The following is a 19,979-nucleotide window of genomic DNA, read 5'->3' as shown; positions in this document are numbered from 1 at the left end:
GTATTGGATGTTATTAGAATTGCACGATTAGCACTCGGCGTCTAAGAGTGCTAACACCTAACAAATAAATATCACATCTCCTAAATGGTGTCAATATCTCATGAATAAATGTCTGCATTCGACATCATTAACACTGGCAATTCCGTCTATCCAGCGAATTTTTTCGGCGATGATATTCTCTGTTGTTTTGAAGAAGTTTATTGAAACATTCTTTTGTTTGTAACGTAATTCTTATCAAGTAAATACTCTCGGGGGAGCGAAAGTATGGATATGAGTATAATGGTGGCGCTATTTGTTATTTTTTTAGCTGTTTTAGGCGCCGGGTACTATAAAAATAAAAGAAATAAAATTTGGGTTCTCTTCATTGGATGCACGGGGCAAATAAATCTCTTTGCTTATGTCCCATCATTGGGCCAGGTTGTTGAATGAATTATGTTAAATTTAAATCAGATAAAAAATGATGGAAGGAGGTACAAAGATGGATGTTGTAATGGGAATTATGAAGATTTTAGCACCTATTGTAATAGTCGGAGCGATCGGGTTATTTGTAGTTTTAAGGCTAAAACATAAATATAACAACGGAACTCTTGGCAAGAAAAAAACAAAAAGTGCTCAAACCTTATTAGATAGTTTAATACCATTGGGAATGATTTTAGGTTGTCTTATCAGTGTGATTTTTAATATGAATGTTGGTTTAGGTGCTGGAGTTGGCTTTTTTCTTGGGTATCTCGCTTATGAAATCTATAGCAAGAAAGAGGAAAGTACTTCATAAAATAGCTATCTTCAAAAAAAGTGAGTTGAACAGATTTTCGGATCGTAAAATTATTTATTTAAAGCCTAATCCCTCTTCCTTTCCAACGAGAAAATAGGCTTATGACTTTTTATCAATCCGCCCGATTGATAAATATTTCCTTTTTTGAAGAAGTTATTAAGCTAACGGAGCAGATGAGAGTAACATGAGTTGATATATATATATCATGATGGGAGGGGATGAGAGTGGATATACATATATGGATTCTATCATTCCTAATCATATTTATGCTTCATAATTTGGAAGAAATCATAACGGTTGAAAAGTGGTTCCAAAATACGTATCCTCGTGTTCGTTATCATATTCCTTCGTCTATACAAAAAGAGCTTAATCGCTATAAAAGTATTACGTCCGTACAGTTTGCTGTCGTAGTACTTGTGTTTTCTGTTTTTGTCTGTACATTGATTGTGATAGCTATAATCACACAACATTATTATATGTTTTTAGGGATAAACTTACTTTTTGCCTTAAACATCTTTACCCACCCATTACAAGCTTTGTACTTAAGGGGCTACACTCCTGGAGTCTTGACATCCCTATTACTGATTATCCCCTATTATAGTTTGTTTTTCTATCGCTTCCACAACACTGATCTCTTAACCTTGGATTCAATTTTTTATGCAATAGCATTTATGGTCTTTCTTATCCCGTTATTCCTAGTCAGTCATAAAATTGGAGAGAAGTGGAATTAATTATCTTTAATCATTTCATGCCCTTTCAGATGCATGAGCACCAGGAATCCTTTTCACTTACAAAGCAAGGACGAAAAACGAAAGAACAGAACTTTTGTAGAGACATTTCGATTAAGTATTGAGAAGGGGTGATGTTATTAAATACCTTAAGAATAAACGTTATTGGATTTTTATGCCCCCATTTCTAATAACAGTTATAATACTATTTCCCTTTATTCCAAATGGTTTCAAGGCTTATTATCCTCTTTTAGCAATCATTACATTTTGGCTTATCTATCATTTATGGAATTATTACGCAGAGAATAAGAATCACAGAAAAAATTCAGAAAATCAATCTTAAATTATAGATGCTTTTTTCGAAAGGATGGCCCCCTTTGTTATTGAGTTTATTTAATCAGTGAAAGGTAACCCAAAATACACAAAAGGAGCGTGCTTGTTGAATGCAAAAATGGTTCGGTTCGTCGGGTATATGTGTAAATGAAAACGGAGAACTGCTAATGGTATTGCAAGGAAAACCAGAAGAGGACAAAACTTGGACTGTACCATCGGGTGGACTAGAAAAAAATGAAACATTTGAAGAATGTTGTATCAGGGAGATTAACGAGGAAACAGGATATGTTGCGGAAGTAGTTGACGAAATAAAGGTCAAGAAAGGTATTTATGAGGAAATCAATACTTCTTTTGAAGTTCACTATTTCTTAGTGAACATTGTTGATGGTGAAATGACAATTCAAGACCCTGATCATTTAATCTATGATGTTGCTTGGAAAAACCTAAACGAATTAAAAAAACTTCATTTAAGTTTTCCTGAAGACAGAGACTTTTTAATAGATCATCTAAAATAAGAAGTAACGGGGACCTTTCTTTCACTTCTGATATTATAAAATATTTTTGTTCAACTAAGGCCTCCTTTAGTTTAAGAAAGTCCTCTAAAAGAAAAAACAAGGACATAATACTCTTTGTGTCCTTGATCCTTCATTACCTATAGTCCTGAATCAACGTTAAACCATAGTCCCCGTCGTAGGATACATAATTAACAGAATCAACATGAATGTTGTTAGTTTTCTCGGTCAAATCATCCATGATTTTTTCAGCCAGATTCATCATCTTATCAATTCTTTCATCGGTCTCTCCATTTTTAAGGGCTCCCGTGATCTCTTCATCACTTTCTTTGGTATCGGGTAGTATTTTAACCATATATTCTGTTTCTCCGGTTTCTTCATTTTCCCAGGTTTCTGTTGTGTAATGGGTGTTTTCGATTGGGTAATTTTCATTTAAATATTCCCCTACATCAAAGGCTTCTCGATTACTATCAGACTCATCCGTATGAGCAAGAGTTTGTTCATTTGGAGTTTCAGCGTCTGACTCTGACTCACGATCCGCTTTTGGGGCATTATCTGTGTGTGGACTTTTTTCGGTCTCGGGCTCCTGTTCATCTCTCGCTTCTTCTTGTTTCTTGCTGTCTGAATCGGCGGATATTCCCGAAGAATTCGGCTTACTTTCTGCCTCCGTTGGTACATCGGCAGTTGATGAACTATCACTATTTTTTGAACAAGCTTCTAAGGAAAACAAAGTAACCGCTAACATAACAATCAAAAAAATAATTCTATTCTTCATTATCTATCCCCTTCCCCGTCGTTCCCCTTAAAGTCTAACATACTTCCCCCCTTTCCTATCCAAGAATGTACAAAGAAAATCTGAAGAATAGTTTACAAAATTAGGGAGCCTTTTTCTTTACTACTATAAGGAGGAAAAAATTACTATTTATGTGAAAGGGGAAATGTACATGTTTTTTGTAGATTTGGACAAGCAAGAAAGAAAGAGAATGATCAAACGGATTGAAAAGCATCTGAAGAATTACAACAACTATAAAGTGGCAGCGATTAACATAAAAAACCAAATGGAGCGTCTTTTGGCCCAACGAAAAACATCGGAGGGGAAAAGGATTGCATTTTCTATGGATCATCAAGAAAAACTGGCAAATGAACTAGCGGAATTGGAAGTGTTATTGGCATCGATAGAGCGGGCTCTAGCGGAGTTATCCCCAATTGAACAGGAATTCATCAAATACCGTTATTTTAACAATTGGTCAATCGAAAAATCTGCCATGGAAATTGGTTATAATGACAAGGCACTCTTTACTATACGAAATCAAGCAATGGATAAGCTTCTCATAAGTCTTGGCGGATTAATATTCTCGGAGTCTGCCAACGAAACCAAAAAAATCAATTAGCCTTCCTTTCCATTGACTGAGAAGAACAGAGTATTCTTCTCCCTTTTCTTTTTATCTAAGTCTTTCTCGCCTCCTATCCCTCCCTTCACGACTGGACAGCTGCTGTCACTTTTGGTAATCTAATATAGTTACCTTGAGTAATTGTTACCTTTGATAACCATTTAAAAGAGGGGTGTTTCCCATAAAATCTGCCCAAAAGTTCTTTCATCAACTGATTTTGTTATACCGCCCGTTTGAGAACCAATTGAACGTGCAGCTAAACAAACATCAGCTGCATCGCTCCCAATGGACAATTTTGTACTACTTATACAACCATGGCGCTTCAACCGCTGTCGATATCTCCCACTATCAAGGCGTCGAGAAACCAACCGTAACGAGAACCATTGCACGCCTGGAGGAAGCCGGGTATGTCGAACAGGTTGCCGGCAAAGACAAGCGCGAAAAGCCCATGCAGCTAACAGAGCTTGGTACCACTGTTTATGAGGATGTCCGTGTAACCATTGATCAATTTGAACAGGAAATCTTAGATGGCATTTCCGAAGAAGAACAACAGGAGACCATCCGCATCATGGAGCAAATTCGAAACAACATATTGAAGTAAGGAGATAGAAATTTGTGAATCAATCAAAAGCAAAATTATGGACCAAAGATTTTACCATTGTATCCTCAGCTAACTTTTTCTTATATTTAGTCTTTTATTTATTATTGGTCACCATGGCTGTGTATGCAGTCGAACAATTTGGTGTATCAGAAAGTCAGGCAGGCCTGGTGACAGGCGTATTTATTATCGGAACACTGATCGGACGACTGTTTCTCGGACGGATGATCACCAAAATAGGAAACAAAAAGATGTTATATGCCGGGCTGATCTTTTTCATTTTGACATCTGCCTTATACTTTATTAATTCCGGCATCACCTTTTTGTTAATCACACGTTTATTACACGGAATTGCGCTGGGAATGGCGAGTACCGCAACTGGCACAATCGTCGCAGAAGTCATACCAGAAGAACGGAAAGGCGAGGGAATCGGTTTTTACAGCATGAGTATCACCCTTGCTACAGCAATCGGCCCTTTCATCGGCCTGTATATGAGTGAACATACAAGCTACCAATCGATATTCGCGTTTTGCCTGGCATTAGGCATTATCAGCTTCCTGATCGCCCTGTTTGTGCGTGTGCCGGTAGTGAAAAAGCCGGTGCAAACGGCTGAAAAACCAGGATTCAAGTTATCGCATTTTATCGAACCAAAAGCGTTGCCGATCGCATTGGTTGTGCTTTTATTATCGCTTGGCTACTCTAGCGTACTGTCTTTTATCAATTTCTATGCTATTGAAATTGACCTGGTACAAGTAGCCAGCCTGTTTTTTGTGGTGTATGCCGTGGCCATTCTTATTTCCCGTCCTTTCACTGGACGATTGATGGATGTAAAAGGCGCCAACTGGGTGATGTACCCGACATTTGTTTTATTCGCAGCAGGATTGTTTCTCCTCAGCACAGCGGGAAACAGCTTTGTCCTGTTATTGGCCGGTGTTCTGATCGGGCTTGGCTTTGGTAACATGCAATCGACGACCCAAGCAATCGCAGTAAAAGTAACTCCGACACACCGTATCGGATTGGCCACATCCACTTACTATATCGCCCTTGATGCAGGTCTCGGTTTCGGGCCGTATGTTCTCGGCTTGATCATCCCGTTATCCGGATACCGCAACCTGTATATTTTGATGGGATTGTTGGTAATCGTCACGACAGTAATTTATTATTTCATGCACGGCAAAAAGGATGGTTCGGTTTTAGCGAATATTGCTTCTGCGGAGCCGGGCAGGAAAGCGAATTAAAAATAAGTTTTAATTCGCTTTGACTTATAACCAGAAAAGCCTGATTTCCAATAAATCAGGCTTTTTTTCACATAATAGTCCCATAAATTAAACTGCTACTAGCTTCAATATGAATTAAAATTTTATCTTTTTTTGCGAATAACTACCAAATTTGTCTTATTACTATTGAAACACAGAGTACTAAAACCAGTCGTCACATTCTCAACTTTTGGATTTAGTCTCATTACTACCTAAAAACACAGAGTACTAAAACGGGCCAATGCTCGAACAGCATGCTGATTAAGTCTCATTACTACCTAAAAACACAGAGTACTAAAACCGTCTGACGCTATCGGAGGTTTGTATTCGGGTCTCATTACTACCTAAAAACACAGAGTACTAAAACCAGTCGTCACATTCTCAACTTTTGGATTTAGTCTCATTACTACCTAAAAACACAGAGTACTAAAACTACGTTCAACGGCGTCATATCCCGATTTCAGTCTCATTACTACCTAAAAACACAGAGTACTAAAACTTGTTCCTTCTCGTTATCCTATAACTTGTCGTCTCATTACTACCTAAAAACACAGAGTACTAAAACCTGGCAGATACTTTGCAAACAGGCCATGTGGTCTCATTACTACCTAAAAACACAGAGTACTAAAACAAACTACGAACCTACCAGCCAGCAATTAGCGTCTCATTACTACCTAAAAACACAGAGTACTAAAACGACGGCGGGAGCGATCATCACATTAGGGGGGTCTCATTACTACCTAAAAACACAGAGTACTAAAACGGCTGATTTCCTTTTCGAGCTTTGTCAGTCGTCTCATTACTACCTAAAAACACAGAGTACTAAAACGATGGTTACTGTACGCTTTACCAGCTCGACGTCTCATTACTACCTAAAAACACAGAGTACTAAAACAAGTCCTTCATGTTTTACCTCCTTTCAGGCGTCTCATTACTACCTAAAAACACAGAGTACTAAAACGTGGTAATTGTGTGGAGAGGGCCGTTTAGCGTCTCATTACTACCTAAAAACACAGAGTACTAAAACTATTGCGGTGGTTGTGCCATTCCTTTTGAAGTCTCATTACTACCTAAAAACACAGAGTACTAAAACCCTGCTTGTTTGATTAATTGTCTTGCTTTAGTCTCATTACTACCTAAAAACACAGAGTACTAAAACACTAGCGAAGGACAAGGAAACCGGCGCCATGGTCTCATTACTACCTAAAAACACAGAGTACTAAAACCGCCACTGTTACGCAAAACATCGAGGTGATGTCTCATTACTACCTAAAAACACAGAGTACTAAAACTAGGCACCCCGTTTGTGTCCGTCACCTTCAGTCTCATTACTACCTAAAAACACAGAGTACTAAAACTGAACTCCAAAATCATCGGTACCCCTGGAGGTCTCATTACTACCTAAAAACACAGAGTACTAAAACTAGAGGAGGAAACCAACAATGGCAAATAACGTCTCATTACTACCTAAAAACACAGAGTACTAAAACACCATTGTCCATTCCAACTCACACCGTCACGTCTCATTACTACCTAAAAACACAGAGTACTAAAACGGGCGCGATGGAAAAACAATCGCAATCATTGTCTCATTACTACCTAAAAACACAGAGTACTAAAACGAAGATAGGAGGGATTGTGTGCTAACAATAGTCTCATTACTACCTAAAAACACAGAGTACTAAAACCATCGAATGCATAACCGAATAGCAATATTTGTCTCATTACTACCTAAAAACACAGAGTACTAAAACTCCGGTAATGGCATTCAACCGCCTCCGCTTGTCTCATTACTACCTAAAAACACAGAGTACTAAAACATAATCTGCCGACCTAGTTTCGATAGCACGGTCTCATTACTACCTAAAAACACAGAGTACTAAAACTCAAAACTCCGCTTTATGTAGGAGTCTTTGGTCTCATTACTACCTAAAAACACAGAGTACTAAAACGCTGCTCAACGTTCCATATTCCGTTAATGGTCTCATTACTACCTAAAAACACAGAGTACTAAAACTCAAAGGGACAATTAAATCTCCCCTACGGTGTCTCATTACTACCTAAAAACACAGAGTACTAAAACATACCTTCGAACATTTCCTTTAACGGTTCGTGTCTCATTACTACCTAAAAACACAGAGTACTAAAACCAAGCACGCGGTCTTCTAATTCGTCTATGAGTCTCATTACTACCTAAAAACACAGAGTACTAAAACCCGCCAGTGCGTCGCGATCAAGGGCGATGGGTCTCATTACTACCTAAAAACACAGAGTACTAAAACTGATGACCGAGAACTTGCTGCTCCATATCCGTCTCATTACTACCTAAAAACACAGAGTACTAAAACTGGAGAATGTTGCACTAACAACAGCTTCGTGTCTCATTACTACCTAAAAACACAGAGTACTAAAACATCGAAGATGCGGTCGTGGGCGTAGAGGGCGTCTCATTACTACCTAAAAACACAGAGTACTAAAACCCGGCGTCCACAGTTAAAATAATGATTTCAGTCTCATTACTACCTAAAAACACAGAGTACTAAAACAGAATACACAAGATCTTGAGCGACGACTTGGTCTCATTACTACCTAAAAACACAGAGTACTAAAACGGAAACCCAGACACAATGGCAGCACTTTTAGTCTCATTACTACCTAAAAACACAGAGTACTAAAACTGAATTTGACGGTATTGAAGGAGAAATAGAGTCTCATTACTACCTAAAAACACAGAGTACTAAAACGCAGTAGATACGGAAACTACCGGCGTTGACGTCTCATTACTACCTAAAAACACAGAGTACTAAAACAAACTGTTCAAACTGATTATCTTGTTTCTGGTCTCATTACTACCTAAAAACACAGAGTACTAAAACATTATAGTGGCGAAGATATGAAGCAAGTCAGTCTCATTACTACCTAAAAACACAGAGTACTAAAACTGGCTGTTCCGCCGTCATATTCGACTTGTTGTCTCATTACTACCTAAAAACACAGAGTACTAAAACTTATCTTTGCTTCAGCTTCTTTCTTTGAACGTCTCATTACTACCTAAAAACACAGAGTACTAAAACCTCGACCTCCTATCCCCAGTGTCCATGTCTGTCTCATTACTACCTAAAAACACAGAGTACTAAAACGCGGAAGTAAGTTAAACAACTTATCACAAGGTCTCATTACTACCTAAAAACACAGAGTACTAAAACGTAATACTGGCTTCACTTGCTCCATTTTACGTCTCATTACTACCTAAAAACACAGAGTACTAAAACAACCTGGCAATCTCTTTCAAGGTTTCATGAGTCTCATTACTACCTAAAAACACAGAGTACTAAAACATGCCGAGGTGCTCGCCGAATTACAGGCGGGTCTCATTACTACCTAAAAACACAGAGTACTAAAACAGACTTTTTCGACGGATTCTTCGCAACGAAGTCTCATTACTACCTAAAAACACAGAGTACTAAAACTTGGTAATCCGTTGCTGTCCCGGTTTATATGTCTCATTACTACCTAAAAACACAGAGTACTAAAACACCATTAAATGAACTAGACGCACGGCTGACGTCTCATTACTACCTAAAAACACAGAGTACTAAAACGGAGATAAAGCAATTTATACAATGGTGCGTGTCTCATTACTACCTAAAAACACAGAGTACTAAAACAGACAGAAGCAAGGTTCATCAAACATGGATGTCTCATTACTACCTAAAAACACAGAGTACTAAAACCCAGATCGCTGTATGTAGCCGTGGTGTGTTGTCTCATTACTACCTAAAAACACAGAGTACTAAAACTTATGGCGGAAAAGAATGTAACGCCAAAACGTCTCATTACTACCTAAAAACACAGAGTACTAAAACTAGGGTCACCATGTGTCGCATCCGGCCATTGTCTCATTACTACCTAAAAACACAGAGTACTAAAACCCATTACAATATTGATTTGTGCTTCTACTAGTCTCATTACTACCTAAAAACACAGAGTACTAAAACTAGCTTCCTGAAGATCAATGCCCTTGCTCCGTCTCATTACTACCTAAAAACACAGAGTACTAAAACGGTACTCCTCGCCGTCTAAAGCGATAACCTGTCTCATTACTACCTAAAAACACAGAGTACTAAAACCGTAGTTTCGTTGACAGCCCGTAAGCGATGGTCTCATTACTACCTAAAAACACAGAGTACTAAAACATATAATGGTACAGGTTATACATACCTCGTGTCTCATTACTACCTAAAAACACAGAGTACTAAAACCTCTAATGAAAACATATCAAATCTTTTCATAAATATCTATAATATACTTATAAACGGGAGCATTTATCCGAGATTCATCTAAATTCAGTTCAAATTCAAATTTCATTTTAAATAACAAAGATACGAATACATATAGGTCGATTGATGTAAACAATACGACATCCGCATCTGTATAGTTAGAAATAGTCGGATTTAATTCCAACAGATCGGCAAAACGCTGAAATAATGTTACTACCCTTTTTTCCAAATCATTATAATCATAGTTAACAGGACTATTCCATTCCAATTCTTCAATAAATTCTTTACTGAATATTTGGTGATTATGAATGAAATAGTTCAATCCTGATAACCTATCACTTAAAAACTGTTTCGATTTAGTGATTACAAATACAGGGATAGTTTCACTAAAGATTTGCAGTAATTGATGCATTTCTGTTTGTTCTTTTGGACTAAGATATGTTTCTGGGTAAAAGAAAAAGACAATCCCAGGCTGATTTAAGTTGTTGATTAAGTATTTATTTAAAATCGGCAACAATAACTTGTTCTGATGCATGAAGTGATTTGTTTCACCTAGCATATCAGAACCAAGATCAATTTCTAAAAGTTTAATCAGGGAGTCATATGTCAATAAACGCGGCCTGACTGGCAACTCTGAAATGGATTGCTCAACAAGATCTTCAATTAACACATTAATGCTATTTATATAACCATCTGCTTCTACATTATTTAGCAAACTTTGTTTTACTTGGCCTTTCAATAAGGTCTTGGAGCCAAGTTTTGTTTCTTCTAGTAATAAGTCGTTTGTAAACGTAATGGCACGAAACCGAGAACTAGCTATTTCCTCATACTCATTCACAATATCAGACACGCTTATCTCATTTTTCATTTTACTCCGTGGTTGAAAGAAATCGATAACAGGTTGTATAAGCGCTCGCTCATTTGTTGTGTAGTTGACAAACAAAGAACTGTATTTACCTACATTCAACTCGTAATCTTCAGCATCTTTCCGAACCAATAATCGCAAATCCAATCATACACCACCTTAAAATTCAATTGTTCTATTTTCCCCCAGTATTTCCATATTCTTATCTTCCTCACCCACCAGGATTTTCATTTTTTCAAATTGCTTTTCTGTAATAATAATGGAACGCACATGACCGTCTCGGGGTAGGAAGCGTCTCACTAGATGGATTGTACCTTCAGCAGCTTCTTTATTTAAACAGGATTTAATATAGATGGAATATTGCATCATTAAAAAACCATGCTTTATTAACTCTTTCCGGAATTTTGAATAGGTCCTTCTTTGTTTTTTTGTTTCTACTGGCAAATCAAACATAATCATAACCCTCACGAATCTAAGACTGCTCATATAGCGCTATTTTTTCTAATGTGGGTAACTTGATTTTTTCTGGTTTGCCAGTCTCAAAAAATTCCAGGAAAGAGTCGATTGTAATTTCAATTGCCCGAATAAAGGTTTGCATTTTACCATTAATCAATATCTTGGCGTGCAGAAGGTTGATTAATTGTATACGATAATTTTTAGTCAAATACCCTTCAGGTGGGTGCTTTATCACGAAGTAATCGATAATCTGACGAAAAGGCTCTATTATGTCAGAAGCCAAATTATGCGGATTTCTTTCCCCTTTATGATTTATTCCTAATCCGGAAATAAGCCCTTTGGCCACTATAGTACGTGCGATTGCCGAGTGGGCAATCGCATAACCATAGTTAAGCGCCGCATTTTCGATATAGTTTTGGTTGCTTCTTGAATAATTCTCGTCGAAAAAACTATTGAAATAAATACGTGCTGCCTGCCCCTCTATGTTGCTTTTATCACTTTGCTCGACACGGCCGGCTAATTCAAGTAACTTGTTGACTCTGTGCTTTTCAACATGGTTGCGATGCATTACTTCAGCTTGATTTTTGACTTTTTCCTTGATGATGTGCTGCCATAGTGTATGCTTGTCTTCTTCCGACCAATTCAGTTGCTTTACCATTTGGCGATATTGAAGAGCATGACCAGTAACAGGCTGGATTACACACTCAGGCAAATATTGCTGATTACAAAGCAATACCAAAATGTTATGCTTCGATAGTTCGATCATGAGACGACTCGTCAGCTTACATGTGAGATCTTCAATGACTATCGCGAAAATATCCTGTAAAGGAATTTTTAATTCATCGTCCGATTTCCTTACCTTCAAATTATCCAATTGTAACGATAACTGATCAACATTTGTAATGTGAATGATCCGCCACCCCAATTTCTCACCCCCCATACTATTTCTGAAAAGTATCCTTCCATTTTTCCTTAGTACTAATGTACCTATTTCCTAGTACATCGGTTGTTATCTTATAAAAATCTTTTGTATTTTTTGAAATACCTTTAATGATTCTATTGTTCTTTATTCCATGTTGTTCACAATATTGTTTATAATCATGACTCACTGTATTGAGTTCGATTTTATTATGCTTATTATCATTAATGCCTATCAATCTAAAAAGTTCTCCGTTCAACTGTAAAATATCATTCTTATACAAACTGAACATGAAAATTGCAGATGGACTTATATTTTTTTCATCTAATTCTTCGTGGTATGCTTTCTCATCTATATGGTAACCATCTTTTTTCTCTTTCAAATTGTTATAACGTACTGTAGCAAACTTGAACTGGTCACCATCTTTATAGACATCCATTCTAAATGATTTGATGGACAGGTTAATGACTTTTTTATCTTTCGGTTGGAACTTATGAGATAAGTCATGATGTTCGCTTAATCTCTTTCCATAATATTTAATTGTCTTTATAACTGGTCCGTTCCCTTTCTTGCTATATTTCCGCAAGTAGTCTCCTTCTTCTTCATAGTATTGATTCAAAGGGTTTTTAGATTCACTATACTGTTCAAATACTTGTTTTAACTTCTCAAAAGTCTGTGGATCATGGTGAAACATTAATAAATTTTCCGGCGTTTTTTCCATCAACTTTTTCAACTTAACACTATCCTGGCTATCCTTATCATAAATACCACTTAACTTATTGACCACATATTCTTCATCGCCTTTTTGCCTTGTCGAATACAAAGTATCATTCATCAGCTGCCTGTTCGGCTTCATGTCAACTTTAAAGGAGTACTTATAATCAATATAATGTTTGATGGATTTTACTTTCGTGATTTTTTCCGTGAAAGCCGCGTTAAATTGTGACTCTGATAATATTTCTCCTGTTTCTGAATCTATCATGTCGTCGTTGGCAAAAATTAAGTGTTCTGCTTTAAAAGAACTTTGATATTCGAAAATGTGATTGGCCATAGCTATGATAAGTGCGTCTTCCGCATGATGTTTAAAATCAGCTCCTCGATCCTTGGGAAAATCCCATAACTTTCGCAGATAGTGAGTGAATGAACCATTGATTGACTTCACTTTTACATGCTGGTTATTTTCAGAAAAGAATTGCTGTAAGGTTGATAGTATCTCTCTTGTAGCATAACGGGTATCAACTAAATTTCGGTTGATAAAGTCTTTCTGTATGGTGAACTTGTTAATGTCCCGTTCCTCCAACAAGTATTCTTTCTTTTTTCGGGATATTTTTTGTGATGACTTGGCGAGCTGAAGTACGTGTGCTTTGAATTTATCATAACTGACATCCGTTTTATTCGAGTGGAAGTATTGAAAAGGGGTATAATTACCCTTCTTTTGATTTTCGGCTTTATGAACCAAAACTTTGTTACTTTGAGAATCATCAAATGAGACTGACCTGGGAATAATGTGATCGATTTCATAATTTTGCGGATTGCTTATTAAATCTTCAATTTCGATAGGTTGCATAGAGTACATACAAATGCCGTCTTGAAGATGCCACAATCTCAATTTATTGAACACGCCCTTAGAGGCATCGATATCCAATGCTTCCAGTTTATCGCGGACTTGTTTGTTTATTGATTCATTCTTTTTATTTAAATCTTTTAAAAACTTCTTTTTATCATCGCTGTTTTTCTCTCTTGCCAACTCTATGATAATCTCATCCGGCACTCCGTACTTCTTGATGATGGCATTGATAATCCGTACGGTTTGTTTAAAAGATCTCTTTACCACGGGAGACAAAATATAACCTTCTATTTGAGCATATGGTATATACTTTCTATTGCTATAATCAATATCTTTTGGTTTATACCCTAGCTCGGTAATCAACTGCATTTGGTTTTTCGACGTTTGCCACAAGTCAGGTAAAATTAGATTAATCATCTTCAAGCTTAAAGAGTGGGTGCCAGAATAACTTAAATTGCTTAAGTGGTCTATTTCCTCCTCGTTTAAAGGCAGACTGCTTTTTTTAAGTTCCTGTTCAATATCTTTTTTTGATTGGTAAATGGTTAAAGTTTCCGCTATTTCATCAATCGCTTCTACACTTTCTAAAACTGCTGGTTTGTTTGTAGCTTTTTTTATATCATGGTAGGTAGTCAGAGCAGTAAAAAGTGGCCTTCCTTTTGTATCGACCCGGTATCTTTTAATATCATGTTCATTTACACCTAACTCTTTAGCAATCTTTTTTAAAGAAACTGATTTGTTTTTCATAAATAAACTGTCCACTATACGTTGCTTTTCTTCCGGAAGCAGCTTGATATTTTCTTCACGATTCACCGTCAGGTTATTTAAGTCGTTCAGCAAATTAAAAAGCTGTGCTGAATGAGATTCTTTTACGGCCCTTAACTGGTCTGGAAAGTAACTACATCTCCCCATCATATTTTCATACCATTTTTTTATGTCCTGATCCCATCCATATTCGCTTCCGAACCCTGGACCTTCATAGTACTCACGGCGATTTTGTAACAACTCTTTATACTTTTCTATAAAATCAATGGTTATATGAGGATTATGACTTGATTGCGTTTCTAAAAGTCGTTTTGCTTCCTTAACATAGTCTTGCGTCTGGAATCTATTTTGATGACCACGAATTTGTCCTTCTTTATTCAACCGTTCAACCTGTATTTCACATACATATTTATCTTCTAGCAACTTTTTATTCTTTTTTACTTGGTCGTAAGTTGATAATTCATTGTTGCTTGTTTTTTCATCGTCCGATACTTCCAAATTATGTATTCCTCTTCTTTTTGCGAGATGCAACAAAGCTATTGCTAATTCTTCATCTGTCAAAGCTTCCCTTAAGCCTTTCATGCGCAAGTGATAGGGAGTCACTTTATATTTTTTATAATCAATATTTTTTTCTTTTTTCCATATCTGGTATTCATCCAATAAGAATACTACTCTGTCTGTTCGATGTCGCCTTCGTCTAAGTAAGCGCCTTGTTCCTCGATAACTTCTTCTGCTTTCATTAAAGCTTTTATCAGCTTCGGGAAATAACCTTACACCTGCATCCAAAATATTTTGATTCTGGTCGATGATACCCCAACCAACAGAACCTATACCGATATCTAGTCCTAAGACGAATCGTTTATTCATCCTCCGAACCTCCCTTTCTTCCTTTAGTCCATTATAATCAAATTGTCATTATTTTTCCATAATTCGCAAAATTATTCTAAACTTAATCACGTTTTACCAAAATATCCACTTTCCTTCGACCGATAGACCGAAAAGTATGAAAGACAAAAAAAGACACTTACATTAATGTAAGTGTCTTTTTTCCAGACTCTACTAGAGTCAATTCCGGTACTAAGACCTTATTTTAGTAGATTCTGTGTTCTTTGGTAGTAATATAACCCGTCGGTTATATGAGACATTTCAAATTTACCATTTCTTGCATCGATTGTCAACGTTTTTTTAGAAAAGTCAAAACTTTTAATGAAGTGATTTTGAGTGTGCCCTGTATTAAAAAGCAGCCAACACTACATTTCTTTATTTCTGGCTTTTCAATCGATTATTCTGTTGGCAGTTTCTTTTTATTTTTTTACTTCGTATTGTAAATCCTCCGTCAATCCGAATTACTTAATCATTAATACATTGAGCAATGGAAGATGGCGTTTCAAAACGTTTTCGCAGAATACCTTCATTGGTATTTTCTTTTGTTTCTGAAGTAGCCTCGTAGAAAGCTTAACAATCGGTGTTTCTATAGGTCCTAGAGCAATGGCATTTATACGAAATAGATGAAAAGCCTCTTTCCCATTATATAGGGGGAGAATGCAACCGTTGTCTAGTAATTGTTTAATAGCTGGAAAAATTAACAAAGGAAGGGACGTCATCAAACCGTTTGTCAGTTTGTTTATTTTTTGCCTGATCGTCTTCTTGCTTAACAGTTCTTCTCCAGAAAGTCCTCAAAAACGAAACATTGTACCGAAAGCACAGGTGGTTTTGCTGAAATTCAAGGGTGGGATGGCGGGGCGGCATTATTTGATCGAAATCCTAACTGCCGGAAGTACAAGTGGGAAGTTTGCTGTGCTGCCGCAAGCAAAATTTTTCGTTATTGACGATAAAGAAGAAAAAAAAGAAGTTCTACACACCCAAACTGACTATACGATTAAAGTATCAGAAACCGAATCTCAAGATGCAGATGAACTTGTTGCTAGGTTTAACGGATCTGAAAAGAAGGCAACAATACTGCTGAAAACAATCAACTTTACGCCCAAAGAAGATACAAACGTGCTAACAATCAATTTGAACGAGGATGAAAATTAACTGGATAGTTATCGTCCTATTTCTCTTAAACAGGTATCTCTGGGAACGAAACACGTTGTAACACGTTTTTCACACTGTTTATATCTCTATCGCAGCCCCCTTCACCCGCTTGAACCCACGGACTTTGGCTAACTCTTCCACAAGCTTCAGGGCTGCTTTTTCTTTCGCTTTTGCCTCGATCATGATATCTGCGGATGCTCCATGGGCTTTTAACGCGTTGATAAAGTTCATTGCGAAATCCTTTTCTACATAATCAGCATGGGCCCTGTACAGTTTTTTTGACTTAGGAGAGGACAAGTGAAACTTAGGCCGGAAACCAGTTCCATCCCATGTCGCAAATATCCGGGGCAGCAACTCTTGATATGCCCCCTCTCCCGGGTTCGCCCAGTGATGGTGATAATCGAAAACAAATGGAACACCGTGCTTTTCACAAATTTGCAAGGTTTCTTCTGCCGTGTAGGTTTTATCGTCATTTTCAAGCGTCGTCTGCCGGCGGATGTCTCCGTCCAGCTTGACAAAATTCCGGTCAAACCGTTCGATGGCCTCCTGCTTATTGCCATAAGCACCGCCGACATGGATATTCATCGTTGCTTCCTTATGTAACCCCATCGCTTCCAACATGTCATAATGGTAAGTCATATCGATAATTGCGTTATCCGTAACATGCTCCTGCGGGCTGGTGAACAAGGTAAATTGATTAGGGTGAAAGCTGACACGTAAACTATGCTTTTTCACCAAAGCGCCTATCTCTTTGAAAAGCCCCCGAAAAGGAGTGACAAAATCCCAGTTCACTTCCGGATGGGTGGCAAGCGGTACTAGTGAGGAAGACATTCGATAAATATCAATGCCATGGGCAATATTGTAATGCAAAGCGCGAAGCGTGTTGATTACATTTTGCTCTGTGAGATAGTACAGCTTTTCCTCCCGTTCATCTTTGTCTAACTTTTTCCAATTCGTGAATGTGAGTGTCCGGGAAGGAGACGCTTCCCATAAAGAAAGTGCAGTTGAGACGTAGCCGAATCTGAGTAACATCGTTTCACTCCAGCGTAAATGATAAGTGGTGATAGTATTTGTGATTGTGTAAGGTTCATGCGCGGGGATGCAGGGAACTTTCAAAAAGGTTCGTTACATGGAAAAATAATCATCAAGCAATCCTTCCCCCATTTCATATTTAACCCAATCCGTCCCCCTAATCAGGAATAACTACTTCGCCAGCGCCACCTTTTCATTTCGCTTTTCCCTGGAAAACAACTGATAGTCTTCCAATTCAATAGTAGGAAGATGGATGCTTGCGCTGATTTCAAACATATGGTCTCCTGAGAGGACGACAAGATTTCTGCCTTGTTTATACTCATAAAGGTAGTCCGCTATGATGCGGTCATCATCATTGGTTTCCAACAGATTGTTTTCTTTCATAAAATCACTATCCCACTTTTTTACCGTAAATTGAACGAGGTTTCCGGTTTGCTTTCCGTTTTTCACCAGTTCTTTCAGTCGTCTCCTCGCTCTGATTCCTTTTCTTTTTTTCTCACCGTTTGCGTATTTATTAATCCCGTCCCATTCCATCTGTACATCCTTACTGATCAAAATCCGATGCTTTTTCAATTCTTCGATTAGATAGTCATCCCCTTCCATCAATATATTGGTGTCAATCGCCACGACAGTATCTCCACCTACATAGTTATTAAGCCGTCCAATGTTCCGGCGCATAAGGTCAATCTTTGCCTTATCCCGGTCCATATGTTGTTTGATCATTTGCTGTTTATTTGCAACATAGACGTTGATGCGGTTGTTCCTTGCTTCTATTTGTGACTTTTTCTCCCTTAACTTTTCATTTAGCCTTTCCAGCTGTCTTTGCTGTCGTGCCGTCTCTGCTGCTTCTTTTTGCTTTTCTTCCACTTTGCTTAGCAACGATTCGAATATCTTCCGTTCCTTATAAATTTTATGGATGCGCACAACCGCCCACAGCCGTATTACAAGGAAAAAGGCTCCGAACGTTAGTAACAGATCGGTAAGAAGCGGGAGAAAGGCAAAACCAGCTGCCGCATGTTTGTAACACACAAGCAGAGATGCGATAAACAGTACGATAACACCATGTTGTGCTTTTTGTATTTCGCTTGCCTCCGTATTCTTCACGTTATAGAGACGGGCAAAAGCAGCTTCCGGAACAGCCAGCCCGACAAAAAGGTAATCAATGTATCCTAATGATTCTCCGGTTTCTTTCTTAGCAAGCTCTTCACCCAATGCTAAGTAAAAAAGCATTACAAACAGCATAATCGTTGCAGGGATTAAAAAAGAAAAAGAAATAAGCGTCTCCATGGCATTCGCTCCTTTTTTGTTAGTAATGGTAAGGATCATCTGGCGCACTGTCATACATGTCCAATCCACCGTCAAAGTCATCTATTTCATCTGTATGAAGATCCATCCCATTATCCGGCATATCCCATTCCTCATAGGGTGGTTCGTCCATTATCGATATGTCGACAAAACCATCATCAGGCAGGGAATCAATCGGTTCCTCCGGAAATGCGTTGTCAGGAAAACCTGCGTTGTTTCCCGCCTCCGAATCGTTTAGATTAACGAAAGGATCTGGCTGATTTTGCGGATCATGTAAATGAAAACCCATGCCGTTCACCATTCCATGGTCGGTCTCATCGCGGATCATATCGGTTCCTATATTTGGTTCCGTGTCATTCACCATCTCCGCAGCTAGTATGTGCAGATCTTGCGGCTGTTGCTCGCCACTCTCGATTGTTTGCTCAAACGGCTCATTATGTAAGTAGGAATCATCTGGTGTGGGGCTTGTCCAATTAAACAAGTCGAAGTCTTCCTTATGGAGTTCCTCTTCCGGGACTTGGCTGGCAAAATAAAGGGCTTGATTTTCATGGAGCTTCTGGTTGGAAACAAACTCATGTTTTTGTTTCCATTCTTCTTTCAATTGAAGAAGATCCTTCTGTTCATCATGAGCATGTAAAATATCTTCACGAAGCTGTTGACCGTAAACCGCAGCTTCCTGGTATTGACCTTGTAAAACCACCCGTTCCTCTTCCTTTTTTTGCAAATCTGCTTTCATTTGCGAAATACGGTCTTTGAACTCCTCCATGCTTCGATTCGGAAACCTGATAACAAAAAACAGATAAATAAACAATAGGACTGCGATTACAATCATTGTTCCCATTCCATCATTCCTCTCTTCTTAATAGAAACACTATTTCCTTATTTGAAACGAGAATCAGTAGTCTTACAATTCTTCAATAAATTTCATAATTTCTTCCGGTAACTCGACCTCGCCCGTAAAGACTTCATCGCTTTCAGGCGGCAGTTTCTCCGAAGGAATGCGTCCGATGCCTTCGCAATAGGTGCACCAACCATTCTCACACACTGCAAAATTCGTTTCTGGATCGTCATATTCACGGAATAACACTATCCCTCCCCCGAAACACATGGGACAAATGTGAAGTTTCTCATCCTTTTTCTCGTGACCCATTTCTTTTTCCCCTTTC

The 19,979-nt window shown here is 38.0% G+C and carries 16 protein-coding genes and 1 CRISPR repeat array; of the genes, 7 read left to right on the top strand and 9 right to left on the bottom strand.

What is annotated here, in order from left to right; all coding sequences use genetic code 11:
* Positions 1-490: 490 nt before the first annotated feature.
* The 3 genes from BN1067_RS00635 to BN1067_RS00620 all read left to right on the top strand — a co-directional run bounded on the left by BN1067_RS00635 (position 491) and on the right by BN1067_RS00620 (position 2,348).
* Positions 491-772 (top strand): hypothetical protein, encoded by a 282-nt coding sequence (locus BN1067_RS00635; RefSeq protein ID WP_053217053.1) that lies wholly within the window; start codon positions 491-493, stop codon positions 770-772.
* 218 nt (positions 773-990) lie between these two features.
* Positions 991-1,503 carry an HXXEE domain-containing protein gene (locus BN1067_RS00630; protein ID WP_267893591.1) on the top strand — a complete coding sequence of 171 codons (513 nt, stop codon included), beginning with the start codon at positions 991-993 and terminating at the stop codon, positions 1,501-1,503.
* Positions 1,504-1,943: 440 nt separating this feature from the next.
* Complete coding sequence (locus tag BN1067_RS00620; RefSeq protein WP_053217004.1) at positions 1,944-2,348, top strand: NUDIX hydrolase; 405 nt, start codon at positions 1,944-1,946, stop codon at positions 2,346-2,348.
* Positions 2,349-2,481: 133 nt separating this feature from the next.
* On the opposite strand, the gene BN1067_RS00615 is transcribed toward BN1067_RS00620, so the two are convergent.
* Entirely contained in the window at positions 2,482-3,120 is a 639-nt protein-coding gene (locus BN1067_RS00615; RefSeq protein WP_053217003.1) for a hypothetical protein, read from the bottom strand.
* Between the two features lie 169 nt (positions 3,121-3,289).
* Between BN1067_RS00615 and BN1067_RS00610 the strand changes: the two genes are divergently transcribed.
* The 3 genes from BN1067_RS00610 (at position 3,290) to BN1067_RS00600 (ending at position 5,572) form a co-directional block, all read left to right on the top strand.
* A complete protein-coding gene (locus BN1067_RS00610; protein ID WP_053217002.1) occupies positions 3,290-3,736 on the top strand; it encodes a hypothetical protein in 447 nt (148 codons plus the stop codon).
* Between the two features lie 172 nt (positions 3,737-3,908).
* Complete coding sequence (locus tag BN1067_RS00605) at positions 3,909-4,337, top strand: MarR family winged helix-turn-helix transcriptional regulator (RefSeq protein ID WP_407701338.1); 429 nt, start codon at positions 3,909-3,911, stop codon at positions 4,335-4,337.
* Between the two features lie 14 nt (positions 4,338-4,351).
* Positions 4,352-5,572 (top strand): MFS transporter, encoded by a 1,221-nt coding sequence (locus BN1067_RS00600; protein ID WP_053217001.1) that lies wholly within the window; start codon positions 4,352-4,354, stop codon positions 5,570-5,572.
* Between the two features lie 217 nt (positions 5,573-5,789).
* Positions 5,790-9,852: direct repeats of the CRISPR family, unit length 36 nt; unit sequence GTCTCATTACTACCTAAAAACACAGAGTACTAAAAC.
* A 16-nt stretch (positions 9,853-9,868) separates the two neighbouring features.
* Here BN1067_RS00600 and BN1067_RS00595 read toward each other — a convergent pair.
* The 4 genes from BN1067_RS00595 to cas9 are packed head-to-tail and all read right to left on the bottom strand — an operon-like array spanning position 9,869 to position 15,306.
* Positions 9,869-10,882, bottom strand: a complete 1,014-nt coding sequence (locus BN1067_RS00595; RefSeq protein ID WP_053217000.1) for a hypothetical protein — start codon at positions 10,880-10,882, stop codon at positions 9,869-9,871.
* A gap of 12 nt (positions 10,883-10,894) precedes the next feature.
* Positions 10,895-11,188, bottom strand: a complete 294-nt coding sequence (cas2, locus tag BN1067_RS00590; protein ID WP_110943232.1) for a CRISPR-associated endonuclease Cas2 — start codon at positions 11,186-11,188, stop codon at positions 10,895-10,897.
* Positions 11,189-11,207: 19 nt separating this feature from the next.
* A complete protein-coding gene (gene cas1 / locus BN1067_RS00585) occupies positions 11,208-12,116 on the bottom strand; it encodes a type II CRISPR-associated endonuclease Cas1 (protein ID WP_053216998.1) in 909 nt (302 codons plus the stop codon).
* Between the two features lie 16 nt (positions 12,117-12,132).
* Positions 12,133-15,306, bottom strand: coding sequence for a type II CRISPR RNA-guided endonuclease Cas9 (gene cas9, locus BN1067_RS00580; protein ID WP_053216997.1), 3,174 nt, complete (start codon positions 15,304-15,306; stop codon positions 12,133-12,135).
* Positions 15,307-15,981: 675 nt separating this feature from the next.
* Between cas9 and BN1067_RS00575 the strand changes: the two genes are divergently transcribed.
* On the top strand, positions 15,982-16,476 hold the full coding sequence (locus BN1067_RS00575; RefSeq protein ID WP_053216996.1) for a hypothetical protein: 495 nt from the start codon (positions 15,982-15,984) through the stop codon (positions 16,474-16,476).
* A 78-nt stretch (positions 16,477-16,554) separates the two neighbouring features.
* On the opposite strand, the gene uvsE is transcribed toward BN1067_RS00575, so the two are convergent.
* From uvsE to BN1067_RS00555, 4 genes are all read right to left on the bottom strand, one after another.
* Entirely contained in the window at positions 16,555-17,508 is a 954-nt protein-coding gene (uvsE, locus tag BN1067_RS00570) for a UV DNA damage repair endonuclease UvsE (protein WP_053216995.1), read from the bottom strand.
* 171 nt (positions 17,509-17,679) lie between these two features.
* Positions 17,680-18,795: a PIN domain-containing protein gene (locus tag BN1067_RS00565; protein ID WP_053216994.1), complete on the bottom strand. Its 1,116-nt coding sequence runs from the start codon at positions 18,793-18,795 to the stop codon at positions 17,680-17,682.
* Positions 18,796-18,814: 19 nt separating this feature from the next.
* The gene (locus BN1067_RS00560) at positions 18,815-19,654 is read right to left on the bottom strand and encodes a hypothetical protein (RefSeq protein WP_053216993.1); all 840 of its coding nucleotides are present in this window, start codon (positions 19,652-19,654) and stop codon (positions 18,815-18,817) included.
* 63 nt (positions 19,655-19,717) lie between these two features.
* Positions 19,718-19,963: a hypothetical protein gene (locus tag BN1067_RS00555; protein WP_053216992.1), complete on the bottom strand. Its 246-nt coding sequence runs from the start codon at positions 19,961-19,963 to the stop codon at positions 19,718-19,720.
* Between the last annotated feature and the right edge of the window lie 16 nt (positions 19,964-19,979).

This window comes from Virgibacillus senegalensis (genome assembly GCF_000821245.2).
Lineage (GTDB): Bacteria > Bacillota > Bacilli > Bacillales > Amphibacillaceae > Sediminibacillus > Sediminibacillus senegalensis.
This window is presented reverse-complemented; position numbering and strand designations above follow the sequence as displayed.